The sequence below is a fragment of the Tistrella mobilis genome (genome assembly GCF_041468085.1).
Taxonomy (GTDB): Bacteria; Pseudomonadota; Alphaproteobacteria; order Tistrellales; family Tistrellaceae; genus Tistrella; species Tistrella mobilis_A.
Genome location: NZ_CP121017.1, coordinates 1,101,014 through 1,123,734, shown reverse-complemented (window position 1 = coordinate 1,123,734; position 22,721 = coordinate 1,101,014). Strand labels below are relative to the sequence as shown.

Here is a 22,721-nt window from a genome sequence, read left to right as displayed (position 1 = left end):
CCTCCGGCGCCGCCCGCCCGGAAGGAGCCTCCTCCCCCATGACCTCGCCCACCTCTCATGACGACACCGCCGCCCCGACCGGGGCGGCGGCCACGTCCGACGAAGACGACCGCCTTGGCGGCCGGATCCGGCGCTATGCCCGGGTCGGCACCGGCGTCGGCGGCCTGGCCGCCCGGCTGGCGGGCGAGCGCCTGTTCGGCCTGCCGCTGGATCGCGGCCGCCATGCCGAGGATCTGCGCGCAGCCCTGGGCGGGCTCAAGGGCCCGCTGATGAAGGCGGCCCAGATCCTGTCCACCATCCCCGACGCGCTCCCGCGCGAATATGCCGAAGAACTGGCCCAGCTTCAGGCCGATGCCCCCTCGATGGGCTGGCTGTTCGTCAAACGGCGCATGGCGACCGAACTCGGGCCCGACTGGCGCAGCCGGTTCGGCAGTTTCGAGCGCGAGGCCGTGGCCGCCGCCTCTCTGGGACAGGTCCACAAGGCCACCACCCATGACGGCCGGGCGCTGGCCTGCAAGCTGCAATATCCCGACATGGCCTCGGCGGTGGAGGCGGATCTGCGCCAGCTGAAGCTGATCTTCGGCATCTACCGCCGCTATGACCGCGCGATCAATCCCGACGAGATTCATGCCGAACTGTCGGCGCGGCTCAGGGAAGAGCTGGATTACGGCCGCGAAGGCCGGCAGATGCGGCTCTACGACCATATGCTGAAGAACGAGCCCGACGTTCATGTGCCGGAGTGGCTGCCCGAACTGTCGACGAAGCGGCTGCTGACCATGACCTGGCTTGAGGGCGCGCGGCTGATGTCGTTCCGCGATGCAGATCAGACGGTGCGGGACCGGATCGCCATGAACATGTTCCGGGCCTGGTATGTGCCCTTCTACGAGTACGGCGTGATCCATGGCGACCCGCATCTGGGCAATTACGCCGTCCGCCCCGGGGATCACGGCATCAACCTGCTCGATTTCGGTTGCATACGCGTGTTCCGGCCGGGCTTCGTGAAAGGGGTGATCGACCTCTATCACGCGCTCGACCGCAAGGATGACGAGCTGGCGGTGGAAGCCTATCGCGCCTGGGGTTTCCAGAAGATCGACAAGACGCTGCTTGAGGTGCTGAACACCTGGGCAGGCTTCCTGTACCGCCCGCTGCTGGAGGATCGGGTGCAGCGGATCCAGGAGGAAAGCAGCGGCCAGTACGGGCGCGCGGTTGCCGAAAAGGTCCATGCCGAGCTGAAGCGGCTGGGCGGGGTTACCCCGCCCCGCGAATTCGTGCTGATGGACCGCGCGGCGATCGGCCTGGGTTCGGTCTTCCTGCACCTGAAGGCCGAAATCAACTGGCATCGGATGTTCCGCGATCTGATCGACGACTTCGATGTCGACGCCCTGACCCGCCGCCAGGATGCGGCATTGGCGGCGGTGGATCTGGACCGCCCGATCGATTGACGATGGGTGCCTGATCATTGGCCGGTTCCGCAAAGGCGGCCGTGGAGCCGGCCACCGCATGTCATTTTCAGGGCAGACGGGCCGTATGGCACGGCCAGCCGTGACATTATCCGGAATCCCGCAGGAAATCAGATGGTTGCCTCCGCTACATAAAATGCCGTCAAAATCCTTGATATAAAAATCATGGTTAACAGATGGTTTACGCTTGCTCCGTGTTCCGGGGGGCCCATATGACCCTTCAGGACGGCGGGGCAAAAGCGTGACATCGGGAGGGGCAAACCATGGTTGTGGACGGGCTATTGGCCACGCAGACCGCTGCGGCGTCGGCCGCGGTGCTCGCGGCCCTCAGGCTTGCGCTTCTGCCGCATGAGGATGCGCGCATCCGGCCGATGAGCCGGATTTTCAGCGTGCTCATGGGCATCTCGATCCTGGCCGGGCTGGGCCTTGCGATCGTGCAACCCTCGGTGCTGCTGCTGATCGTTACCCTGCTTGCAACCTACACCCTGATCGCTGGCTGGCGGGCCACCACCCGTCAGACCGCCGAGCCGTCCACGGCCGATCGGATGATGTCGGGTGTGGTGATCGGCACCGGCCTGCTGACCGTCATGGCCGGGCTGACCGGCATGATCGGCCGCGCGGTGGACCCGGCGCTGGCGGCAGTGATGCCGGTTGCAGCCAGCGTCGCCCTGCCGGTTCTGGGCCTGGTCGGCGCCTTCCTGGCGGTTCAGGATGTTCTGGAAGAACCGGGCCGCGTGCGGATCGGCCGGCACATGGTGCGCATGCTCACCGCGCTGGCCGCAACCACCACGCTCACCCTTGTGCTGCACCGGCCCCTTGCAGGGTTGGGGGCGGACATCGTTGCCGAAGGTGCCCATTGGGTGGTGCCGGTTGCCGTCACCCTGCCGATGATCGCCATGTGGGCAGTCAGACTGCGTCGGGCGGCCACCGCGATCGGGGCGCGTCGCCGCACGCAAGAGGCCGCCAACTGAGCTGATCGGTCAGTCGGCCTCGGACGTCGCATCATCTCCCGACGCGTCCGTCGCCCCAGCTTCTCCGCTCGCTCCGGTTTCTCCGCTCACCCCGGCTCCCCCGCGCTCTGCCACCCACCGTTCAAAATCGGCGGCGGCAAGCGGCCGGGCGATGGCGTAGCCCTGGGCGACATCGCAGCCCCAGCTGCCCAGCAGCGCCAGGGTCTCGACGCTCTCCACCCCCTCGGCCACGACCGTCAGCCCCAGATTGTGGCTCATGCCGATGGTGGAGCGCACGATCACGGCGTCCTCACTCGCCTCAGACAGATCTCGGATGAAGGACTGATCGATTTTCAGCTCCTGCACCGGCAGCCGTTTGAGATGGGCAAGCGAGGAATAGCCGGTTCCGAAATCATCCACCGAGATCATCACGCCGCTCGCCCGAAGGTCTTCCAGAATGGCGCGTGACCGTTCCGGATTGGTCATGATCGCGCTTTCGGTCACCTCCAGCGTCAGCCGGCCGGCCTCGATGCCTGCCGCCTCCAGGCTGCGGCCGACGAAGCCGATGAGATCCGGATCATCCAGATCGAGCGCCGAGATATTGACCGACAGCCCGATGTCGAGCCCGGCCGCCCGCCAGCTGCGCATCCGGTGCACGGCCTCGCCGATCACCCAGCGGGTCATGCCCCGGGTGGCGCCGCTCTGTTCGGCAAGCGGGATGAATTCGGCCGGCGAGATCATGCCGTAGGTCGGGTGTTCCCAGCGGATCAGCGCCTCTGCTGCAACCAGCGTGCCGGTCGCGATCCGGATCTTGGGCTGGTAGAGCAGCCGGAATTCGCCGTGCTCCGCCGCATGGCGCAGGTCGCGGATCAGGGCGATCCGGCGGCGATGGTCGTCGTCGCGCCCGGCCTGATAGACCTGAATCCGCCGCGGCAGACGTGCGGCATCCTGCATGGCGATCGCCGCCCGACGCAGCAGATCCTCGGCCGTGCGCGCATCCACCGGGAAGATGACGATACCCACCCGGCAGGCGATCGAGATGTCGGTGCCGCTCACCTGCTGGGGCACCGCGAACAGCCGCTGGATGCGATCGGCGGCGATCACGGCCCGCGCCTGATCGGTATCGGGCATCAGCACCAGAAATTCATCGGCCAGCAGCCGTGCCGCAATCTCCCCCGGCGCCATCGCCGTTTCCAGCCGGCGGCCCAGCTGGCGCAGCACGGCATCACCGCCGGTATGGCCCACCGCCTCGTTCACCGCGCCGAAATCATTCAGGCCCAGATGCAGCACGGCCACCGGCTGGCCCCGCTCCACCGCCGCCTCAAGCCATTCTTCAGCCGCCCGACGGTTCAGCAGGCCGGTCAGTTCGTCATGACGCGCCTTGTGGCTGGCCTCACGCTCGATCTCCGCCATGTGCAGCCGGGCCAGCTCTTCCCGGCGTTCGGCGGCGAAGCGCCGCTCCCGCTGCTGGTTCATGGCATCCGCCAGGCCGAAGGCCAGCAGCATCACCTCGATCGACGACCCGATGATCAGGGGCCAGACCCGGAAGCCGCTGGGCGGCAGCAATTCGCTGATTTCCAGGTAATGCAGGGCCACGGCGACGATCAGCGCGAAGAAGGCCGGCACGGTGAACCGGGCTTCGCGCACGCCCCTGAACAGCAGACGGACATTCAGCAGGTAGACCACCACCACCAGGCCGAGGCCGATCAGGCTGAACCCCACCGCCAGCGCATACTGCCCGAACGCCAGCGGCACCAGGCCGGACAGGGCCGCGATCATCAGCAGGCTGACCACACGGCGGGTGGCCACCGATACATGGCGGTGCAGACGGACATAACGGACAACGAACAGGCTGCCGGTGACGAAGGCCAGGATGATCGAGCCCGCGGTCATGGCATTGCTGAGGCCCGGAAGATCCGGCCAGAGATACTGAAAACCGAAGCCGCGGAAACTGACGCTGCCGGTCAGCACCGCCAGAAGATGCAGGACGTAGAGACCCACCGCGCCCTGGTGGGTGACCAGAAAAACCAGGAGATTGAACAAGGCCAGTGCGGCAAGTCCGCCATGGAACATGGAAAGCAGCGCGCTTTCACGTCCTGACGTCGTAAAGAACCCGGTGTAGTCGTACAATCGGAACGGCATGCTCGCGAACAGGCCGTCATGGGTTCCCAGGCGCAGATAGACCGTGACGGTCGCATCCGACGGCAGGTGATAGGGCAGCACGAGGTCGCGATAGGGCAGAAGCCGGGTTGCGAAGGATCGCCGGTCACCGGTCTGATTGGTCAGCAGGACCTGCCCGTCGGGCGCCGTGACGTACCAGTCGACATAATCCTGTTGCGACGTGCCGAGATCGATCACCACCCGTGCCGCCCGCGCCGACGGATTGGTCAGCGTCACACGGGCCCACCAGGCCATGTCGGGCGCATAGCCGAAACGCAGAAGCCGGTTCGGCGTGGTCTGCCAGCCGGTGGCCCGGCGCGCCGCCTCCAGATCCATCCGGCCGCCCGGATCGGGCAGGATACGGGCGAAGGGCGCAAGATCCAGGCCGGCCTCGATGCCCCGGATCGTCACGACCGGCGCCTCCGCGGCAGAGGCTGTCCGCAGCGGGCCGCCCCCGGCCAGCGCGGATGCCAGCAGCAGCATCCAGGCCAGGGCAAGGCGCAGGCAATGGCGGGCCGTGACCGGGTCCATGTTCAGGCGGCACCTGCCGGCGCCGAGGCTTCGGCCAATGCCACCCAGAAGGCGGCGGCATCGCCCAGGACGGCGTCGTTGAAGTCATAGCCGGGGTTGTGGATCATGCAGCTGGTCGGTCCTGATTCGATGCCGTTGCCCACCACCAGATAGCAGCCGGGAACGCCCTCCAGCATATAGGCGAAATCCTCGCTGCCCATCGATGCCTCGGGGATGTCGATCACCCGTCCGGCACCGAAGGCGTCCACCGCCACCGCCCGGGCGAAGGCCGTCGCCCCGGCGTCGTTGATCACCGCCGGATAACCCCGGTCCACCTGAACGGTCGCCGTGGCGCCCCAGGCGGCCGCCTGGCCCGCGACCAGTTCGCGGATCCGCGCCTCGATCAGGCTGCGGGTCTCGGGGTCGGTGGTCCGCACGCTCGCCTTCAGCACCGCCGTTTCGGGGATGACGTTCGCGGCCTCGCCGGCGCGGAAGGCCCCCACGGTCACCACGGCCTGCCGGGTGGGCGGCACATTGCGCGCAACCACGGATTGCAGCGCCAGCACGATGGCAGACCCGGCCACGATCGGGTCGACGGCGCGTTCCGGATAGGCTCCGTGACCGCCACGGCCGCGGACCGTGATCACATAATCGTCCGAGGCCGCCGTCAGCGCACCGGGCCGGAAGCCGAAAACGCCGGCCGGCAGGCCCGGCATGTTGTGCAGGGCATAGATCCGGTCGACCGGAAAGCGGGTGAACAGCCCGTCGCGGATCATCACCGCCGCCCCGCCGCCATGTTCCTCGGCCGGCTGGAAGATCACCCGCACGGTGCCGCGGAACTGCCGCCGCCCGGCCAGGCAACGCGCCGCGGCCAGCAGGATGGTGGTATGTCCGTCATGGCCGCAGGCATGCATCCGGCCGTCATGGATGCTGGCATGGGGCAGGCCGGTGGTTTCGGTGATGGGCAGGGCGTCCATATCGGCACGGATGCCGATCACCGGCCCCGGCCCGGTGGTCAGGGTGCCGACGACGCCGGTCCCGCCCAGACCTTCATGAACCGTCCAGCCCCAGTCTGCCAGCGATCGGGCGACAAGCGCCGCCGTCCGTCGCTCCTCGAACGCCAGTTCCGGATGGCGATGCAGATCGTGGCGGAGCGCCACCATTTCATGCAGCCAGGCTGCGATCTGACCACCGGGCCCCTTCGGGTCCGGTTGCGGCTTGGGGGCGGACATGAAGCAACCTCCGGTTCACCACGATTTGCCGGGGCCAGCATAGCAGGATGCATCGGCCAGGCTCCATCAAATCGCCATGCGGAACAACGGCTCTTTACCGCGATCCGTCATGATTTTTACAACCTTATGTATATTATTTTTAATCATTTGATTCCGATTAGTCGTGACTCTTTGTTAACCTAAGGTAGAATGCTGGTGTTTCTGCAATCCCCGTATGGAGGGAGACGCCATGAGCGACAAAGTGGTGGACGTCAGGGATACGGTGGCCGCACTCGGGCTGGACGCGAAGGAGCCGGACATTGCCCTGCGCACGGGGCTGACCGGCGGCAAGACCTTCCTGGTCCAGATCCGGCCGGCGACCCAGGAGAAGCCGGTGCTGATCGCCGTGCATCTCTGAGCCGTCGGGTGCCGGCCTGCAGAGCCGGGCCGGCACCTTCCCTGTGCCCCCCCGAAGGAAGCTCCCTCCCGATGAGCCACGCCGCCCCCGATCCGGCTGCATCGCGGATCGATGCCGATCCGGCGCCCCTGCTCCATGGCGGCATCGTCGCCGCCGCGCAGCTGCGCGCGCTGGGCATCGGCCATCTCTTCACGCTGACCGGCGGACATCTGTCGCCGCTGTTCGACGGCTGCGCGCGCACCGGCATCCGGCTGGTCGATTTCCGCCATGAACAGGCCGCCGCCCATGCAGCGGATGCCATGGCCCGCCTGACCCGTCAGGTTCAGGTTTCGGCGGCGACCGCCGGGCCGGGCGTGGTGGGGGCCGCAGTCGCGGTCGCCAATGCCTGGGCGGCCGGCAGCCCGCTTATGCTGCTTGCCGGCCGCAATCCGGGGGCGACCGAAGGCATGGGCGCATTGCAGGAGGCCCCCCAGCTCGACATGCTGAAACCGGTCACCCGCATGACCGCAACCCCTGGCGACCTGTGGCGCCTGCCCGAGCTGCTGGCAGAGGCGGCCGCGGCCGCCATGGTGCCGCGCCCGGCGCCCGTGGCGCTGGATCTGCCTTTCGACCTGCTGATGGGCCGGCTGCCGGCCGACGCCCTCAGCTTTGCGCAGGGTCGCGGCCAGAGCCACGCCCCCGCCGCCGACCCGGATGCCGTGGCCAAGACCGCCGCCCTGCTCCGCGCCGCCCGCACACCCCTGCTGCTGGCGGGCTCGGGTGTCTATTGGGCGGGGGCCGAAGACGCGCTCGACCGGTTCGCGCGCGAGACTGGCTGCCCCGTCTTCGCCAATGGTGCCGCACGCGGCATCCTGCCGCCGGATCATCCGCAGATGCATACCGCGGCACGCGCCCGGGCCCTGCCCGCGGCCGATCTGATCATCGCGGTCGGCATCGATTTCGACTTCCGCCTGAACTATGGCCGCGCACCGCTGATCGACCCCGATTGCGTGATCGTCCATGTCGATGCAGACCCCGCGAGACTGGGCCGCAATCGCGGCGCGGTGATGGGGATCACCGCCTGCCCGCGCCATTTCCTGACCGCCCTTGCCCAAACCTTCGAGGCCGACGGCCACCGGGTGCCCGTCGCGTGGCCCGAACAGCTTGCCGCCCGCGATGCCAGAGCGGCCCGGGCACTTCGGGAGAGCCTGGACGGCGACGGCCCGATCGACCATGCCCGCTTTGCCGCCGAGGCCGCCCGCTTCGTCACCCCCGATACCGTCACCATCGGCGATGGCGGCGACGTGATTGCCGAGACCGCCGGCGCCATTCCGGTCGGCCGGCCGGGCCATTGGATGGATCCCGGGCCCTTCGGTTGCCTGGGCATCGGCCTGCCCTTTGCCATCGCAGCCCGCCTGGCCCGGCCCGACTGCCCGGTGCTGGCCGTACAGGGCGACGGCGCCTTCGGCTTCAACGCCATGGAGATCGACAGCGCGGTGCGCGCCGGGACCGGCTTCGTCGTGCTGATCGGCAATGACGGCGCCTGGGGCGAGATGCGCAATTTCCATGACGACATCTTCGGCGACGCCAATCTCGACGGCCAGTTCCTGAGCCGCGCCACCCGCTATGACCGCCTGGCCGAAGCGCTGGGCGGCCATGGAGAGCGGGTGGACAGGGCATCGGGCATTGCCCCCGCCCTGGCCCGCGCCGCCCGTGCCGCCGAGGCGGGCGTGCCTGCCGTGGTCGAGGTGATGCTCGATCCGGCCGCCCGCCGCCCGGCGGGCGCCGTCTCGGGCAAGGCGATCGCCGCAGCCTTCGGCGGCGGCGATCCCGACGCCTTCAAGTCCTGAGCGTTCACACGTCACGATCACGAGGGGGCCGCTCCCCATGTCCATCGAACCCGTTCCGCCCCAAGCCTCTCCCCTCCGCCGGCCCCGCCTCGCCGCCCGCATCATCGAGGCCGCGGACGGCATCGCCCTCGACTGCGGCGGCGAGCGTTTCCATCTGGATGCCCGGGGCGTCGATGCCCCGGCGCTCGGCCGGGTGCTGCGCCTGATCGATGGCGGCCGCGATGCCGACGCGCTCCACCGCGAAGCCGGCGGTGCCGACATGCCCCGGCTGATCCGCGACCTCGCCGCCTTCGATCTGGTCGACGAGGCGGCACCGCCGGCTGCCCGGTCGGGTCGGGCCGCCCTGTTCGCGATCGAGGACCGGACCAACCGGCTGCTCTTCACCCGGCTCTATCGCAACCGGTTCTGGCGGGCGATGCTCGACGACCCCCATGCCGTGCCCGAGCGGGTCTTTCACGGCATGGCGATCGAGAATTACCACTTCCTGTTCCGCGAAAGCTGGTTCGACAGCCCGGTTCTGGCCTGGACCGGCAGCACGCCGGCCCGCGTGGCCATGAACCGCTTCTACGGCGAAGAGGTCGGCCATGACGAGCTGATCCTGAAAGCGCTCGAAGCCGTGGGGCTCGACCGCGAAATCCTGGCCCGCACCGTGCCGCTGCCCGAGACCATGGCGCTCGCCAATGCGCTGTCGCACTGGGCGCGCACCGATCCGATCCTGTTCTTTGCGACGCTGGGCGTGCTGGAAGGCCGGGACATCGATGTCGACAGCTTCGTGCGCGCGGCCGAGCGCCGCGGCATGGACGAGGCCTTCATCGGCCCGATCCGCGCCCATGCCGGCATCAACATGAACGGCGGCCACGGCCTGCTCACCCGCGAGATCTTCGACGCGCTCGACGGTATCGGCGAGGACGAACTCGGCCGGGTGATCGACGGGCTCGACCTGTTCGTCGAGCTGTATGACGACTTCTACGGCGCGATTCTCGACCATTACGCCGTGCCGGGCGACCGGGTGCGGCGGGTGGAAGGTTTCGCCCCCGGTACCGATCTGCCGGCGATCGCAGGCATGGTCACCACCGATCCGTCGGCGCCCGAAGCTGCGGTGCCGCGCCGGCCAAGGCTGCGCGATGGGGTGGGGGTGGCGATCGAGGCCGCCTCCATCCGGCTCGACTATGGCGATCAGGGCTGTGCGATCGACATTCTGCCGGAAGGGCTGGACGAGGCCCGCCGGCTGATGGCGGCCCTGGCTCAGGGCGCCACGCGTGAACGGCTGGCGGCCGTGGCCCCCGGTTTCGGTGCCGCGGGCGTCGGCCAGATCCTGCAGGCGCTCGACGGGCTGGGCCTGCTGGAGGATGCCGATCCAGGCATCGCCCATGGCGTGTCGGGTGCGCAGGCGATGCGCGAGCTGCGCCGCTTCGTCGCCGCCGCCGAGACCCGGATCTGCGCCGGCGCCCTCGGCCGGGCCTTCGCCGAGGGCAGCGCCTCGCGCGCGCAGCTGATCGGCTATGCGATCGAATATCATCAGGTGGTCAGGATGGGGCCGCGGGCGGTTGCCCCGGCGCTCGGCCATGCCGGACCGCCGGCCCGGACCCGGCTTCTGGAAGGCTTCCTTGCCGAGGAGGTCGGCCATGACCGCACCCTTGCCGATGCGCTGGGGGCGGTCGGCATCGACGAGGCCCTGCTCGACCGGCTGGTGCCCCTGCCCGAAACCTTCGCGCTCACCTCGACGCTGGCGGTGCTCGCCGCACAGGATCCGATCTCGTTCGAGGCCCTGCTTTTCCTGTTCGAACGGCCGGCGCAACGTTTCCATGATCTGCTGGTCGAACGGGCCAGGATGCTCGACCTGCCCGAAGGCTTCTGGTCGCCGCTGGTCTGGCATGCGGGGTTGAACGACGAGGGCGCCCATGGCGACATCTCGTCCCGGTTGATGGGCTTGCGCGATTTCATCGGCCGGGAGCAGAGTCTGGTGACGCTCAAGGCAGCCGTCACGCTGCTTGAAGCCTTCGACCGGCTGGAGCGCCGCATCCTCAGCCATTACGGGCCGGGCACCGACCCGACCCCGGCCCTGCGCCTGCCGCTTTCGATGACCGCCCCCCGCGGAGAGCCTGCCCGATGACCGCGCCCGCCCCTGCCGCCCCCTTCTCCCCCTGGAGCCTCGGTGCCTATCGCCGGCCGCGACTGGCGGTGCTGCAGATCGAGCCCCGCAGCGCCGACAGCCTTGCCCTCATCCACGAGGGCGGTGTGACCGAACTCGACGTCACCGGCATCGGGGCGGCCGAGCTTGCCGCCCGGCTCGACCGGCTGCGCGATCCGGCGGCAGGCGAGTGGGCGACCCTGCGCCGGGCCTCCGCCGCCCGCGCGCAACAGCTCGCCACCGGTCATGATCCCGATCCCGACGGTCTGGTCGATCTTCTGGACGGGCTCGACCGGCTGGGGCTGATCGCCGAAACCGATGACGGCCATGACGTTCTGGTCGCCGATCACGCCCGGCTGGATGCCGCCCTCGACCGGGCCGCAGGCTGGATCGCCGCCGGGCGGCGCGAGATCGGCGGGCTCGATCATGCCGCGCTGCTGGATCTCGCCCGCAGCCTGCTCGACCGGATCCGCGACCTGATCGCCGGCGGCGGCCAGGCCGGCCCCTTCGCCCCGCCCCCGGAGCTGCCGCGGGGCACCGGCTTCCATGCTGCCATCCTGCGGATGCTGGTCGAAGGCTGGGCGGTAACCGCGCCGTTGAGCCTGGTCGCCACCGGCCGCCTGCTGGCCCGGCTGACCGGGACCGAAGCCCGGTTCTCGCCCCCGCCCGGCTGCCTCTACGACATCGCCGAGGCCGAGCGCCATCTGGGCGTGGTCGCCACCACGCTGGTCCTGGCCGGTCTGCCCGGGGCTGCACGCCGGGCGCTGCCGCCCGCGGATGCGCCGATCCCCGAAACCGGGATCGGCCTGATCCTGGCTGCCGAGGCCATGACGCCTGCCCTGCTTGCCGCCATCGGCGACGACCGGATCGGTGCCCTGCTGGCAGCCCGGGATTCCGGCATCGCGACCGCGGTCGCGCGCGGCGTCTATCTGGCGCAGTACCATGTCTCGGCGCGGATCACCGACATCTTCCTGCCGGCGATGCGCATGGCGCTGCGCCCGGGGCTGCGCGGCCGCATGCGGCGCTATCATGTCGAGGAAAGCGGCCATGAAACGCACGAGCTGGAGGCCTGCCGCCGGCTGGGGCTGGATGCAGAGGCGGTGATCAACGGTCTGCCGCTGCCGCCCTTCACGGCCTATGTCGAGATCCTGGGCCTGATCGCCGATCGTGCGCCCGCAGCCTTCCCGGCCGTGCTGATCGTCACCGAAGGCCTGCCCGGCCGGCCGAACCCGATGAACGGCCGGCTGGCCGCCGCCGGCATCGCCGCCGCCGACGATGCCGAGGTCCGCGCCCATGAGCAGATCAATATCGGCCTCGATCACACCACCATGCCCCGCCGGCTGGGTGCCGAAATCCCGCATCTGGGCCGCGACGATGCCCGCCGGGCGCTGGATCTTTATGCGCTGATGGTGGAGCTGAACGCCCGCGCACTCGGCTGGCTCGCCGCCTTCCACGGCGACCCCGCCCGCCGCCCTGTCCCCGACTGGCTGCCGGTACCGGCGCGGGACCTGGCCGACTGGGCACGCGACGGCCTGATCTGATGCGGGTCAATCCGGCAGCAGCGGCCGTCAGCGGAATGACGACGTCGGCGCTGCTCTCGGAAGATCCGTCTCGCCGAAGTCATTGCCCTTAAAAAGCAAAGGCTCTGCCATGTCCTTCGCCAGGGGAGGTATCCACAATCATTTCGGCAGCCCACGTTGATCGTAAAGCAAATCGCCATGTTCAAGATATGGGCGTTTTACGTGGGCTGCAGCATGATCTGCAATGGCAAGAAGCTCCTCGACGCTCGCCTTGGCGGAGGGCTGTCGGAGCCGTGCATAGCGCTCGCGCAGGGCTTCCGTCACGACGCGGCTCATGCTTTGGCCGGTCGCATCGGCAATAGCCTGCGCCAGACGCCGGGCTTCCGGATCTTTGACGTTCAGACTCATGACATCCCCCTGTTTCGCAGACGGGCCGCCTTCCGGCCTCAGCTTACCCCTCCATAGATGGGGCGGATAGGCTGTAACCGCCAGATTCTCGGGGCGCGGGGCCGACAGGTCACATGACCAGAATCGCCCTGAAATCATTCACATTCGTCCGCGTCGCCCCGGTCACGATCCGGGTCTCCAGCCGGGCGAACAGGGTGTGGGCGTCGTTGCGGGCCAGCACCTCCGCCGGGTCGAGGCCGAGCGTGCGGCTGCGGGTGAGCGTGTCGGGGCCGATCACGGCACCCGCCACCGGCTCGGCGCCGTCGATGCCGTCGGTATCGGCGGCAAGGGCGTGGATGCCGGGGGCACCGCCCAGTGCCAGGGCGAGGGCCAGCAGAAATTCGACGTTGCGGCCGCCGCGCCCGTCTCCACGCACGGTCACCGTGGTCTCGCCCCCTGAAAGCAGCACCGCGGGCGCCTGCACCGGCCGGCCATGGGCACGGGCGGAAAGCGCCATGCCGGCCATGGCGCGGGCGACCTCGCGGGCCTCGCCCTCGATCCGGTCCCCCAGCACCAGGGGTGTGAGGCCAAGGCGCGCCGCCTCTGCCGCCGCGGCCTCAAGTGCCAGCATCGGGGTTGCGATCATCCGGTACTGTGCCCGATCGAAGACCGCATCACCGGGTTTCGGGGTCTCGTTTGCGGGGTCGCAGAGGGCCCGCGCGACGCTTTCGGGCGGGGTGATGCCCCAGTCGGCCAGCACGCGCCTGGCATCGGCCAGCGTGGTCGCGTCCGGCACGGTCGGGCCCGAGGCGATGGTGGCCGGGTCGTCGCCGGCCACATCGGAAACCGCCAGCGTCACCACCCGGGCCGGCGCCGCCGCGGCCGCCAGCCGGCCGCCCTTGATCGCCGAGAGATGCCGGCGGACGGTGTTCATCGCCCCGATCGGCGCGCCCGAGGCCAGCAGCGCCCGGGTCACCGCCCGCTTGTCGTCGAGCGATACCCCCGCCACCGGTGCCGCGGCCAGTGCCGAGCCGCCGCCCGAAATCAGCGCCAGCAGAAGATCGTCGGGGCCCAGGCCGCGCGCCAGATCGATCAGCGCCGCACTCGCCCGCCGCCCGGCCTCGTCCGGCACCGGATGGGCGGCTTCGACCACGCGGATATGCCGCGTTTCAAGGCCATGGCCATAGGGCACGATCACCAGCCCTTCGGGCCGCATCGGCCAGCCCGCGGTCAGCTCTTCCACCGCCGCCGCCATCGTCGCCCCGGCCTTGCCCGCGCCCAGCACCAGCAGGCGGCCTTTGGGGGGCGCCGGCATATGCGGGGCCAGCAGCGCCGCCGACGGCAGGCTGGCCGCCAGGCCGGCATCGAACAGGCGCCGGAGCAGGGCGTCGGGAGCGAGGGTCATGAGCGGCGGATCCGTCTCTTCGGGGGAACATGCGGGGTTTAAGATCGTGACCGGAGGTCGCACGGCTTGGCAAGTCCTGCCGGACGGGCCATTCTTGGGCCACCCTTCCGGCGACCGCCCGGCCGGCCATCCCGGCTGTGCCAGCTTTCGCCGGGAGATCCCCTTCGTCGAGCAATCCGCTTCGTCCGAGAGATCCGCATCCGATGATCCCGTCACGACAGCGCCTGCCCCATCTGGCCGCCACGGCACCGCTGGCTGCAATCCTGCCGGTGGGGTCGTTCGAGCAGCACGGCCCCCATCTGCCGATGACCACCGACACGCTGATCGCGGGCGCCGTGGCCGCCGCCATCCACGACGCCCTGCCGGCCGACATGGCGGCCGCGACGCTGGTGCTGCCGCCGCTGCCGGTCAGCTGTTCCCAGGAACATGCGGGCTTTCCCGGTGCGATCTGGGTCGGCGCCCGCGCGCTTTCCGCCTTCATCGAAGATGTGGCGGCGAGCCTGCGCCATCAGGGCATCGGCGTGCTCGCCATCGTCAATGCCCATGGCGGCAATTACGTGCTGGCCAATCTGGTCCAGGAGCTGAACCTGACCGCCCATCCCCGCACCCTGCTGCTGCCCGGCCGTGACCATTGGGCAGAAGCCCTGCAGGCGGCCGGGATCGCCCGCAGCCTCTCGGAAGACATGCATGCAGGCGAGATCGAGACCTCGATCCTGCTGGCTGCCGCCCCGGATGCCGTGGCGATGCCCCTGCCTGCGGCCGATGGCGCGCGCGAGCGGCCGCGGCTGACGGAACTGGGCATGGCCGCCTATACCCGGAGCGGCGTGATCGGCGACCCGTCCGCCGCCTCGGCAGACAAGGGCCATGCCCTGCTCGCCGCTCTTGGGGCGACCGGCGCGACCGAGATCGTCCGCGCCGCCGTCCTCGCCTCCGGCGACGACAGCTGACGCAGGCCGTCCTTGACCGCACCCTTCCTGCCCGAAGTGATCCGCCCCGAGGGCCGCAGCGGCGTGATCTTCCTCTGCGATCATGCCAGCAACCATATCCCGCCCGAATATGACGGGCTTGGCCTGGATCCGGCCGTGCTCGACCGGCATGTGGCCTGGGATATCGGCGCGGCCGAGGTGACCCGGCGCCTGGCCGGCGCCTTCAATGCCCCCGCCGTGCTCACCACGGTGTCCCGGCTGGTGCTGGACGTGAACCGCTTCCTGGACGATCCGGCCTCGATGCCCGGCCGGTCCGACGGGATCGAGGTGCCGGGCAACCGCCGGGCCGATGCAACGGAGCATCAGGCCCGCGCCGCGCGGATCTTTCACCCCTATCATGCCGCGGTCGACCGCCGGATCACGGCCCTGGTGGCCGCCGGGCTGCACCCGGCGGTGGTCTCGGTCCATTCCTGCACCGACCGGATGGACGGGCGGCACCGCCCCTGGCATATCGGCGTGCTCCACGCCCTGAACGACCGGCTGGCAACCCCGCTGCTCGGCCGTCTGCGCGGGGTTCCGGGTCTTGTGGTCGGCGACAACCAGCCCTATTCGCTGAAGACCATGCGCGGCTACACCACCGACATCCATGCCGAACGGCGCGGCCTGCCCTATGTGGCGCTGGAGATCCGCCAGGATCTGATCGCCACGCCGGATGGCGCGGCAATCATGGCCGGTCTGATCGCGGCCGCCCTCTCGGCAGCACTCGCCGGGCTGGACTGACCGGCCTCAACCCCCCACATCCCGCATCTACCGTCTGATGAGGACCAGCCAGATGACCGACACCCGCACCGAACTCGAAGCCGCCGTCTTCCGCCGCCTGGTCCAGCATCTGCGCGACCGGCCGGAGGTACAGAACATCGATCTGATGAACCTGGCCGGCTTCTGCCGCAACTGTCTGTCGAACTGGTATGCCGAGGCCGCGGCCGAAAAGGGGGAACCGATCGACAAGGAAGCCGCGCGCGAGCTGGTCTATGGCATGCCCTATGGCGAATGGAAGGCCCGCCACCAGACCGAGGCGACGCCCGAACAGCAGGCGGCCTTCGCCGCGAAGCAGGCCGACGCACACAAGGCCTGACCACCGCACGCGACGGTGGCCGGCTTCGCCCGGCCCCTCCGGGCGGTATCAGACCGCCCAGCAGCCGCAGCCGACGGCACCCCAGAAGCCGGCCAGGTCGCCGTCCTGCACCGGCAGGGCCGCGGCGCGCGGCCGGGCATGGGCATGGCCGTGGATGCCGCAGGCGCTGACGCAGCAGCTGCCCGCGGCCGCGACCGACCGGTCGATACCGTCGGCCGCCATCGCCGCCTTGCGCTGCTTCACCTGATCCAGCGCATAGCGCTTCGTCGGCGCCCAGTCGGGGCTGACCGGCAGTGGCGGCGGCGCCAGCCGGTCGAAGGGGCCGGCGCCATGGACGATCCGGCCGCCGACGATGGTCAGCAGGCTTTCGATGCCGGCGATCGCCTCGTCGGCGACCGTCATGAAATCCTCGGACAGCACCGCCAGATCGGCGAACTGCCCGGCCTGGATCCGACCCTTCTTCCCCCCTTCGGTCGAGAACCAGGCCGAGCCCTCGGTCCACATGCCAAGCGCCTCCAGCCGCGAAGGGCGGGTCGATGGCGGATAGAGCTGCAGGCCGCCCACCGTGCGGCCGGTCACCAGCCAGGCGAGCGCCGTCCAGGGGTTGTAGCTGGCGACCCGGGTCGCATCGGTCCCGCCGCCGACGGGCAGGCCCATATCCAGCATCCGGCGCACCGGTGGCGTGGTCTCGGCGGCGCGGGCGCCATACCGGTCGACGAAGGCCTCACCCTGGAAGGCCATGCGGTGCTGAACCGCAATGCCGCCGCCCAGCGCCGCGATCCGCTCCAGATTGCGCGGGGTGACCGTTTCGGCGTGGTCGAAGAACCAGTGCAGCCCATCGAAGGGGATCTCGCGGTTCACCCGCTCGAACACGTCGAGCGCGCGGCCGATGCTTTCGTCATAGGTGGCGTGCAGGCGGAAGGGCCAGCGATTGGCGACCAGCACCCGCACCACCTGTTCCAACTGGCCCTCCATTTCGGGCGGCAGTTCGGGGCGCGGCATGAAGAAGTCTTCGAAATCCGCGGCCGAGAACACCAGCATCTCGCCGGCACCGTTGTGGCGGAACCAGTCGCCGCCATCGCCCGGCTTCACCTGGGCGGCCCAGTTCACGAAATCCTCTCTCTCGGCGCCCGGACGCTGGGTGAAAAGGTTGTAGGCGATGCGCACCGTCAGCTGGTCGTCCTCGGCCAGCCTGCGGATGATCGCATAATCGTCCGGGTAGTTCTGAAAACCGCCGCCGGCATCGATCACGCTGGTCACGCCCAGCCGGTTCAGCTCGCGCATGAACTGGCGGGTGGAATTGATCTGATCCTCCGGTTCCAGCTTCGGCCCGCGGGCGAGCGTCGCATAAAGGATCGCGGCATTGGGTTTGGCCAGCAGCAACCCCGTCGGCTCGCCATGGGCATCGCGCCGGATCTCGCCGCCCGGCGGTTCCGGCGTGTCGCGGGTATAGCCCACCGCGCGGAGCGCCGCCCGGTTCAGCAGCGCCCGGTCATAGAGATGCAGAATGAACACCGGCGTGTCGGGGGCGGCGGCATTGATCTCGTCGAGCGTCGGCAGCCGCTTCTCGCGGAACTGGTACATGGTGAACGAGCCCACCACCCGCACCCATTGCGGCGCCGGGGTTACCCGCGCCTGGGCCTTGAGCAGGGCCAGCGCGTCGTGAACGCTTTCGATCCCCTCCCAGCGCAGCTCCATGTTGTAGTTCAGCCCCCCACGGATCAGATGGGTATGGCTGTCATTCAGCCCCGGGATCACCCGCCGGCCCCCCAGATCGATCACCCGGGTCTCGGGCACCCGGGTCTCGGGGCCGGTCGTCACCGCCAGATCCTGGCGGCGGCCGACGGCCAGAATGCGGCCGTCGGCGATCGCCACCGTATCCGCCTCCGGGTTGGCTGGGTCAAGCGTGGTGATCCGGCCGTTGACCAGCAGCAGGTCGGCTGTCGGTGATCCGCTGGATGCAGACATGGATGGCGATCCTTCGATTGGGCGGGGCATCAGGCGGGGCGGGTGGGATCGGATGCAGGATCATCGCGCCCCCCGGTCTTCGACGCCCGCCGGGGCAGATCACCGAAGATGTGCGGGGTGCATTCCTCGCGCATCCACGACAGGGTGATGCCCTCGCCGCCGAGCGCGCGCTTCGCGAGCGGCACAACCTGCTCGCCGATCAGAATACCCAGAAGTCCGAGCAAAGCGATGACCGGCGGCGCGGGCGAGCGCACATTCAGCAGGCCGGCACCAAGGGAGAGGACATACATCTTCATGGGGTGCTGCGGCCTCCGCTCCGCAAGGTCTGTGGCCAGGGTCTGTGACACTGTCGCCTGAGCGACGACAGTGTCAGCGCAGCTTCCCGCCATCGGCCTGATGCGTCTTTCACAGGATTGCTTTAATTCTTAGCCGCAGATTGCTGTCCGGCGAGGGAGGGCGGAGATGGGCGTTCACGCCTTCGATAAGGAACCCGCGCATCTGGCGCTCTATCGCCGGCTGGGCGGGGCGGTGGCGACCAGCCCGGTAGGCGTCGCCGAACGATGGAATGCGCCGGTCAGCCGCCAGGTGGCGCGGCTTGGCGAGGCGACCGACTTCCCCGGTGTCGACCATTACGTGCTCACCATCCAGATCGCCGGGCCGGTGGTCCGCCGGGTCGACCGCCCGGTGGTCGACGAGGCTGCGCGAGACGGCGCCGTCTCGCTTCAGGCCCCCGGAAGCGGCGGCCGTTTCCGGGCCGAGGCGGCGGCGCCGGTCGACTACGCCCATCTCTATTTCCGTCAGTCGCTGCTGGACGAGGTCGACGACGGCCATGGCGGGCGGCGCGGCGCCGGGCGGCTGGCGGATTTCTTCGGCCAGCCGGATGGCGAGCTGCCGGGGCAGGTGGCGGCCTATCTGACCCGCGCCTTCGACACCGCCGACCCGCCCGGGCCGATCGAGATGGATTCCCGCGCCTATCTGATCGCCCTCGACCTGCTGCGCCGCCACCGCGCCACACCGGTCGGGGATCCGCAGGGATCCGGCCTGCCGGGCGGGCGGGTCGCCCGGGTGCATGCTCTGATCATGGACCGGCTGCACGAGCCGATCCGCCTGTCGGATCTGGCCGGGGCCGCCGGCCTCACCCCCTATCATTTCGCCCGCAGCTTCCGCAGCGAAACCGGAGAGACCCCGCTCGGCTATGTCATGCGGCTGCGGCTTGAACGGGCCCGCGACCTGCTGGCCCGCACCCGCCTGCCGATCGCCGAGATCGCCGCCGCGACCGGCTTCGCCAGCCAGGCCCACCTCACCACCCGCTTCCGGCGCAGCTTCGGCGTCACCCCTGCCCGATTCCGCGAGGGCTGAGCCGGTCTGCCACCGCATCGCCGCGATTGCGCCGGCCCGCGCCAGCCGTTATCTTGCCGCCCTTGCACGGGATCCCCGCAGTCGGGGGTTCCGATGGTCATCTGCCTTGAGAGACGGGGATACGATCCATGACCGAGGTCGGCGGCATCGCGGGCGACGTGCTGCGCTCGTATATCGAGCGGATCGAGCGGCTGGAGGAAGAGAAGGCCGGCATCGCCGCGAACATCCGCGAGATCTTCGCCGAAGCCAAGGGCAACGGCTTCGACACCAAGGTGATGCGCCAGGTGCTCAAGCTCCGCAAGATGGAGCCGCACGACGTGGCGGAGCAGGACGAACTGCTCGAACTCTACAAGCGCGCCCTGGGCATGCCGATCGGCTGAGCCCCCGGCGACGGAATTCGAACGGGCGCCGCCTCTTCGCCGAGGCGGCGCCCGTTTTCGTTCCGCAATCGTCGGGCTATGCTCTCCCCCCGGGGGGCGGTGCGCGCCCCGGATCAGAGGGGAAACGATGCCATGGCCATGTTCACTGCACTCGACATCGACGGCATCGAGCCGGAGGAGTCCACCCCCAACCCCGCCAATGTTCTGGAGGGGGCGCCCGCCTTTCGCACCTGGAGTGTCGAGGAACGGGCCGACGGCCTCGCCGCCGGGCTGTGGGAGGCGACACCCGGCAAATGGCGCTTCGTCAGCGATTGCTGGGAATACTGCCGCATCCGCTCGGGCGTCTCGATCATCACCGAGGATGGCGGCACCGCCCGCAAGGTCGGCCCGGGCGATGCCTTCATCCTTCAGGAAGGCTTCACCGGCACCTGGGAGGTGGTGGAAACCACTCTCAAGGACTACGTGGTCAAGATCTGATCCGCGCCGGTGCCAGCCGGGCGGCGATCACCCGATCCAGCGCCAGCCGCCCCGGCCCTGCCAGCGCGATGACCAGACCGGCCAGGATCCAGGGGATCTGTTCGGCCGGCTGCGAAATGCCGTTCTCCAGCCCCTGGGGGGTCTGGCCCACCACAAGCAGGATGGTGGCCGACATCACCGCGAGGCCAAGCCCCGCAAGCCGGCCGGCGAGCCCCGCGGCCAGCAGCACCGGCAGGGTGAGTTCGGCCGTGGTGGTCAGCAGGGCCGCGATCCACGGATCGACGCCCGGCAGCGGATGGATTTCGCCGAACAGGAAAGTCTGGGTCGACCAGCGCTCGACCCTGAGCATGCCGGTATGGAAGAAGGGCCAGGCCAGCCAGAGGCGGAGCGCCGCCAGCAGACCGGCCGCGATCCAGCCGTCGCCGGCGCCGGGCAGGCGGTAATAGCCCTGCAGGATGCGTCGCATGTGAAGATCCTTCGATGATCAGCCGACGGGGCCGAGCGCGCCTGCCGCGATCAGCCCGCCCAGAGCCGCCGGCAGGTCGAGATCGGGGCGGCGGTCCAGCGCCAGCGCGACCACGGCGGTGAGCGCCGGCACCCGCCCTTCGTCGTCCGGGCGGAACAGCCCGGCCAGGATGCCGGTCCCGGCCGGCATCGGATGATGGACCGGCAGGCCCGAGACGCCCCGCACCACCAGCACGCAGTCCGGTCCACGCGCCACCGCATCGGCCAGATCCATGGCGGCATCCGGCTGATGGGCCGCCCAGATCGCCTGGACCGGCCAGGGTGCATCGACCACCATGGCCGCGGGCCGGAGCGCCAGACGGTCGGGCGGCGCGTCTCCGGGGTGGAAGGATGCGGTCTCGGGGGCGAACCAGACCGCCACCCGCGCCCATTCCAGCCGTGCCACCCAGGCGACCGCCGGCCAGAGATCGGCCTCCGCCGCCAGCTGGTCGGGGAAATCCGCCCCCCAGGCCGACAGCTGCGGCACGGCCGGGGGGTGATCACGCAGATATGCGCGTGCGAAGATTGCGAATGCTGCGTCACCGATCATCATCCGGGTGACCGGAAACACCGCGGCCAGCGCCTCGATCGCGGCCCCTGCGGCATTGCGCCGATGGACCGCCAGCCGGCGCTGCAGGGCGGCGGCAGACCAGCCGGGATCGGTCCAGCCGGCGATCGCCGCCGGATCGACCGGCGCCCGGCCGAACGCCATTGCCGCCATCCGGTCCTGGAAGTCGCCCAGGCTCATGGCCGCACCCGATCGATGGCCCGGTCGGCCCGCGCCGCCTCGGCGACCAGCGCCGCCCAGGGCGGCAGGTCGGTGTCGCGTTCCAGCAGCACCGGCACCGGGCCGGTCACCGCCAGCGCCCGGTCGAGCAGATCCCAGACCGGATCTGCCACCGGATGGCCGTGATCGTCGATCAGCAGCGCCGGCGCCGCGGGGTCGTCGGGATCGGGTTCCACCGCATGCCCGGCGATGTGGATTTCGCCCACAGCCGCAAGCGGCATAGCCGCCAGCCAGGCGCCGGCATCGCGGCCCAGATTATGGGCGCTGACCACGATGTTGTTGACGTCGAGCAGCAGGCCGCAGCCGGTTCGCCGGACGAGATCGGCAAGGAAAGCCGGCTCGTCCATCTCGGCCCGGAGCGGCAGATAGGTGGACGGGTTCTCGATCAGCAGCGGCCGCCGCAGCACGTCCTGAATGCGGCAGACATTGTCGGCCAGGATGCGCAGCGCCCCGACGGTCATCGGCACCGGCAGCAGGTCGTCGATCCAGCCGGCGGGTGTCCGGCACCAGGCCGCATGTTCCGACACCAGCACCGGTTCCAGCCTGTCGACCAGATCGGCGAGCCGCGCCAGATGATCGGCATCGATCCCGCCGACGCTGCCGGGCGACAGGCCCACACCGTGGATCGAGACCGGCAGATCGGCCCGCAGACGTTCCAGATCCCGCAGCCGGGGATGCGATCCGGCCCCGGGGCGGGAGGCCATGAAGGTTTCGGCATGGATTTCCACCCAGCCGGGCCGGGCGACCTCTCCTGCCAGAAGACCGGGAAGGTGCGGCGGGCGCAGGCCGATGCCTGCGGTTGCACTGGTGCCTGCCATATCACCGCACCTCCTGCCGGACAGGTCGTTTCACGTTGCGGAAAAATCAGCTCTTCTTCGGGTTCATACCCTTGAAGGGCTCCAGCATCCCGCCCATGCCGACGCAGCTGCCCTTGGCAACGGCCTTCCAGTCGGCACCGTCATAATCGGTCTTCGACATGCCGGCGCAGGAATGCGTGCCGGCGGCATTGGCGCAGTCGTTCTGCCCGGCCTTGGAGATGCCGTAGCACTTCTCGGTCTCGGCCGCCGTGGCCGGCACGGTGGCGAGGGTCACCGCGGCCAGCGACATGGCGGCGGCAATGGCGGCGGTGACGGTGTCGATACGCATGGTCATCGGAGTCTGCTCCCTCTCGGTCGGGCGGCAATGCCGGTTCCCCCTGGAACCC

At 69.7% G+C, this 22,721-nt stretch carries 22 protein-coding genes; 12 read left to right on the top strand and 10 right to left on the bottom strand.

All coding sequences use genetic code 11. The annotated features are described in order from the left end of the window. Window positions 1-38 precede the first annotated feature (38 nt). Together P7L68_RS10895 and P7L68_RS10890 are read left to right on the top strand one after the other, a co-directional pair. Window positions 39-1,442, top strand: coding sequence for an ABC1 kinase family protein (locus P7L68_RS10895; protein ID WP_372005135.1), 1,404 nt, complete (start codon window positions 39-41; stop codon window positions 1,440-1,442). 299 nt (window positions 1,443-1,741) lie between these two features. After that, window positions 1,742-2,431: a hypothetical protein gene (locus P7L68_RS10890; protein WP_372005133.1), complete on the top strand. Its 690-nt coding sequence runs from the start codon at window positions 1,742-1,744 to the stop codon at window positions 2,429-2,431. Between the two features lie 9 nt (window positions 2,432-2,440). On the opposite strand, the gene P7L68_RS10885 is transcribed toward P7L68_RS10890, so the two are convergent. Together P7L68_RS10885 and P7L68_RS10880 are read right to left on the bottom strand one after the other, a co-directional pair. After that, on the bottom strand, window positions 2,441-5,101 hold the full coding sequence (locus tag P7L68_RS10885; RefSeq protein WP_372005130.1) for an EAL domain-containing protein: 2,661 nt from the start codon (window positions 5,099-5,101) through the stop codon (window positions 2,441-2,443). A gap of 2 nt (window positions 5,102-5,103) precedes the next feature. Then, window positions 5,104-6,243 (bottom strand): M20 aminoacylase family protein, encoded by a 1,140-nt coding sequence (locus P7L68_RS10880; RefSeq protein WP_372006818.1) that lies wholly within the window; start codon window positions 6,241-6,243, stop codon window positions 5,104-5,106. A gap of 298 nt (window positions 6,244-6,541) precedes the next feature. Here P7L68_RS10880 and P7L68_RS10875 point away from each other — a divergent pair, with 298 nt between their 5' ends. The 4 genes from P7L68_RS10875 to P7L68_RS10860 all read left to right on the top strand — a co-directional run bounded on the left by P7L68_RS10875 (window position 6,542) and on the right by P7L68_RS10860 (window position 12,210). After that, on the top strand, window positions 6,542-6,709 hold the full coding sequence (locus P7L68_RS10875) for a hypothetical protein (RefSeq protein WP_372005128.1): 168 nt from the start codon (window positions 6,542-6,544) through the stop codon (window positions 6,707-6,709). A 71-nt stretch (window positions 6,710-6,780) separates the two neighbouring features. Continuing rightward, the gene (locus P7L68_RS10870; RefSeq protein WP_372005126.1) at window positions 6,781-8,538 is read left to right on the top strand and encodes a thiamine pyrophosphate-binding protein; all 1,758 of its coding nucleotides are present in this window, start codon (window positions 6,781-6,783) and stop codon (window positions 8,536-8,538) included. 37 nt (window positions 8,539-8,575) lie between these two features. Beyond that, window positions 8,576-10,651 carry an iron-containing redox enzyme family protein gene (locus P7L68_RS10865; protein ID WP_372005124.1) on the top strand — a complete coding sequence of 692 codons (2,076 nt, stop codon included), beginning with the start codon at window positions 8,576-8,578 and terminating at the stop codon, window positions 10,649-10,651. Continuing rightward, window positions 10,648-12,210, top strand: coding sequence for a hypothetical protein (locus P7L68_RS10860; protein WP_372005121.1), 1,563 nt, complete (start codon window positions 10,648-10,650; stop codon window positions 12,208-12,210). The genes P7L68_RS10865 and P7L68_RS10860 overlap by 4 nt, the downstream gene beginning before the upstream one ends. Window positions 12,211-12,348: 138 nt before the next feature. On the opposite strand, the gene P7L68_RS10855 is transcribed toward P7L68_RS10860, so the two are convergent. Next, window positions 12,349-12,597, bottom strand: coding sequence for a type II toxin-antitoxin system VapB family antitoxin (locus P7L68_RS10855; RefSeq protein ID WP_372005118.1), 249 nt, complete (start codon window positions 12,595-12,597; stop codon window positions 12,349-12,351). A gap of 109 nt (window positions 12,598-12,706) precedes the next feature. Then, entirely contained in the window at window positions 12,707-13,981 is a 1,275-nt protein-coding gene (locus P7L68_RS10850) for a glycerate kinase (RefSeq protein WP_372005116.1), read from the bottom strand. A gap of 203 nt (window positions 13,982-14,184) precedes the next feature. Here P7L68_RS10850 and P7L68_RS10845 point away from each other — a divergent pair, with 203 nt between their 5' ends. The 3 genes from P7L68_RS10845 to P7L68_RS10835 are packed head-to-tail and all read left to right on the top strand — an operon-like array spanning window position 14,185 to window position 16,042. Continuing rightward, window positions 14,185-14,928, top strand: a complete 744-nt coding sequence (locus tag P7L68_RS10845) for a creatininase family protein (RefSeq protein ID WP_372005113.1) — start codon at window positions 14,185-14,187, stop codon at window positions 14,926-14,928. Between the two features lie 12 nt (window positions 14,929-14,940). Then, the gene (locus P7L68_RS10840; RefSeq protein WP_372005110.1) at window positions 14,941-15,687 is read left to right on the top strand and encodes an N-formylglutamate amidohydrolase; all 747 of its coding nucleotides are present in this window, start codon (window positions 14,941-14,943) and stop codon (window positions 15,685-15,687) included. Window positions 15,688-15,739: 52 nt separating this feature from the next. Beyond that, on the top strand, window positions 15,740-16,042 hold the full coding sequence (locus P7L68_RS10835; RefSeq protein WP_372005108.1) for a DUF1244 domain-containing protein: 303 nt from the start codon (window positions 15,740-15,742) through the stop codon (window positions 16,040-16,042). Window positions 16,043-16,090: 48 nt separating this feature from the next. On the opposite strand, the gene P7L68_RS10830 is transcribed toward P7L68_RS10835, so the two are convergent. Together P7L68_RS10830 and P7L68_RS10825 are read right to left on the bottom strand one after the other, a co-directional pair. Further along, window positions 16,091-18,010 carry an amidohydrolase gene (locus tag P7L68_RS10830; RefSeq protein ID WP_372005105.1) on the bottom strand — a complete coding sequence of 640 codons (1,920 nt, stop codon included), beginning with the start codon at window positions 18,008-18,010 and terminating at the stop codon, window positions 16,091-16,093. Between the two features lie 29 nt (window positions 18,011-18,039). Next, window positions 18,040-18,306 carry a DUF1427 family protein gene (locus tag P7L68_RS10825; protein ID WP_372005103.1) on the bottom strand — a complete coding sequence of 89 codons (267 nt, stop codon included), beginning with the start codon at window positions 18,304-18,306 and terminating at the stop codon, window positions 18,040-18,042. Between the two features lie 166 nt (window positions 18,307-18,472). On the opposite strand from P7L68_RS10825, the gene P7L68_RS10820 reads away from it, so the two are divergent. The 3 genes from P7L68_RS10820 (at window position 18,473) to P7L68_RS10810 (ending at window position 20,226) form a co-directional block, all read left to right on the top strand. Further along, window positions 18,473-19,369, top strand: a complete 897-nt coding sequence (locus P7L68_RS10820; RefSeq protein ID WP_372005101.1) for a helix-turn-helix domain-containing protein — start codon at window positions 18,473-18,475, stop codon at window positions 19,367-19,369. A 128-nt stretch (window positions 19,370-19,497) separates the two neighbouring features. Then, a complete protein-coding gene (locus tag P7L68_RS10815; protein ID WP_014747925.1) occupies window positions 19,498-19,749 on the top strand; it encodes a DUF2312 domain-containing protein in 252 nt (83 codons plus the stop codon). Between the two features lie 132 nt (window positions 19,750-19,881). Further along, window positions 19,882-20,226 (top strand): cupin domain-containing protein, encoded by a 345-nt coding sequence (locus tag P7L68_RS10810; protein WP_372005098.1) that lies wholly within the window; start codon window positions 19,882-19,884, stop codon window positions 20,224-20,226. On the opposite strand, the gene P7L68_RS10805 is transcribed toward P7L68_RS10810, so the two are convergent. Genes P7L68_RS10805 through P7L68_RS10790 form a run of 4 tightly spaced genes read right to left on the bottom strand, consistent with a single transcriptional unit; the run spans window position 20,216 to window position 22,669 of the window. Continuing rightward, complete coding sequence (locus tag P7L68_RS10805; RefSeq protein WP_372005096.1) at window positions 20,216-20,692, bottom strand: DoxX family protein; 477 nt, start codon at window positions 20,690-20,692, stop codon at window positions 20,216-20,218. The genes P7L68_RS10810 and P7L68_RS10805 overlap by 11 nt on opposite strands. 18 nt (window positions 20,693-20,710) lie before the next feature. Further along, window positions 20,711-21,478, bottom strand: coding sequence for a putative DNA-binding domain-containing protein (locus P7L68_RS10800; RefSeq protein WP_372005094.1), 768 nt, complete (start codon window positions 21,476-21,478; stop codon window positions 20,711-20,713). Then, entirely contained in the window at window positions 21,475-22,335 is an 861-nt protein-coding gene (locus P7L68_RS10795) for a DUF692 family multinuclear iron-containing protein (protein WP_372005091.1), read from the bottom strand. Before P7L68_RS10795 ends, P7L68_RS10800 begins: the two co-directional genes overlap by 4 nt. 46 nt (window positions 22,336-22,381) lie before the next feature. Beyond that, window positions 22,382-22,669: a DUF2282 domain-containing protein gene (locus P7L68_RS10790; RefSeq protein ID WP_372005089.1), complete on the bottom strand. Its 288-nt coding sequence runs from the start codon at window positions 22,667-22,669 to the stop codon at window positions 22,382-22,384. Window positions 22,670-22,721 lie beyond the last annotated feature (52 nt).

What these genes read in the sequence shown, in the direction of transcription:
- P7L68_RS10895 (WP_372005135.1), top strand. Translation starts at nt 39, where the DNA reads ATGACCTCGCCCACCTCTCATGACGACACCGCCGCCCCGACCGGGGCG.
- P7L68_RS10885 (WP_372005130.1), bottom strand. Translation starts at nt 5,101, where the DNA reads ATGGACCCGGTCACGGCCCGCCATTGCCTGCGCCTTGCCCTGGCCTGG.
- P7L68_RS10880 (WP_372006818.1), bottom strand. Translation starts at nt 6,243, where the DNA reads ATGGTGGCGCTCCGCCACGATCTGCATCGCCATCCGGAACTGGCGTTC.
- P7L68_RS10875 (WP_372005128.1), top strand. Translation starts at nt 6,542, where the DNA reads ATGAGCGACAAAGTGGTGGACGTCAGGGATACGGTGGCCGCACTCGGG.
- P7L68_RS10870 (WP_372005126.1), top strand. Translation starts at nt 6,781, where the DNA reads ATGAGCCACGCCGCCCCCGATCCGGCTGCATCGCGGATCGATGCCGAT.
- P7L68_RS10865 (WP_372005124.1), top strand. Translation starts at nt 8,576, where the DNA reads ATGTCCATCGAACCCGTTCCGCCCCAAGCCTCTCCCCTCCGCCGGCCC.
- P7L68_RS10860 (WP_372005121.1), top strand. Translation starts at nt 10,648, where the DNA reads ATGACCGCGCCCGCCCCTGCCGCCCCCTTCTCCCCCTGGAGCCTCGGT.
- P7L68_RS10855 (WP_372005118.1), bottom strand. Translation starts at nt 12,597, where the DNA reads ATGAGTCTGAACGTCAAAGATCCGGAAGCCCGGCGTCTGGCGCAGGCT.
- P7L68_RS10850 (WP_372005116.1), bottom strand. Translation starts at nt 13,981, where the DNA reads ATGACCCTCGCTCCCGACGCCCTGCTCCGGCGCCTGTTCGATGCCGGC.
- P7L68_RS10845 (WP_372005113.1), top strand. Translation starts at nt 14,185, where the DNA reads ATGATCCCGTCACGACAGCGCCTGCCCCATCTGGCCGCCACGGCACCG.
- P7L68_RS10835 (WP_372005108.1), top strand. Translation starts at nt 15,740, where the DNA reads ATGACCGACACCCGCACCGAACTCGAAGCCGCCGTCTTCCGCCGCCTG.
- P7L68_RS10830 (WP_372005105.1), bottom strand. Translation starts at nt 18,010, where the DNA reads ATGTCTGCATCCAGCGGATCACCGACAGCCGACCTGCTGCTGGTCAAC.
- P7L68_RS10825 (WP_372005103.1), bottom strand. Translation starts at nt 18,306, where the DNA reads ATGAAGATGTATGTCCTCTCCCTTGGTGCCGGCCTGCTGAATGTGCGC.
- P7L68_RS10820 (WP_372005101.1), top strand. Translation starts at nt 18,473, where the DNA reads ATGGGCGTTCACGCCTTCGATAAGGAACCCGCGCATCTGGCGCTCTAT.
- P7L68_RS10815 (WP_014747925.1), top strand. Translation starts at nt 19,498, where the DNA reads ATGACCGAGGTCGGCGGCATCGCGGGCGACGTGCTGCGCTCGTATATC.
- P7L68_RS10810 (WP_372005098.1), top strand. Translation starts at nt 19,882, where the DNA reads ATGGCCATGTTCACTGCACTCGACATCGACGGCATCGAGCCGGAGGAG.
- P7L68_RS10805 (WP_372005096.1), bottom strand. Translation starts at nt 20,692, where the DNA reads ATGCGACGCATCCTGCAGGGCTATTACCGCCTGCCCGGCGCCGGCGAC.
- P7L68_RS10800 (WP_372005094.1), bottom strand. Translation starts at nt 21,478, where the DNA reads ATGAGCCTGGGCGACTTCCAGGACCGGATGGCGGCAATGGCGTTCGGC.
- P7L68_RS10795 (WP_372005091.1), bottom strand. Translation starts at nt 22,335, where the DNA reads ATGGCAGGCACCAGTGCAACCGCAGGCATCGGCCTGCGCCCGCCGCAC.
- P7L68_RS10790 (WP_372005089.1), bottom strand. Translation starts at nt 22,669, where the DNA reads ATGACCATGCGTATCGACACCGTCACCGCCGCCATTGCCGCCGCCATG.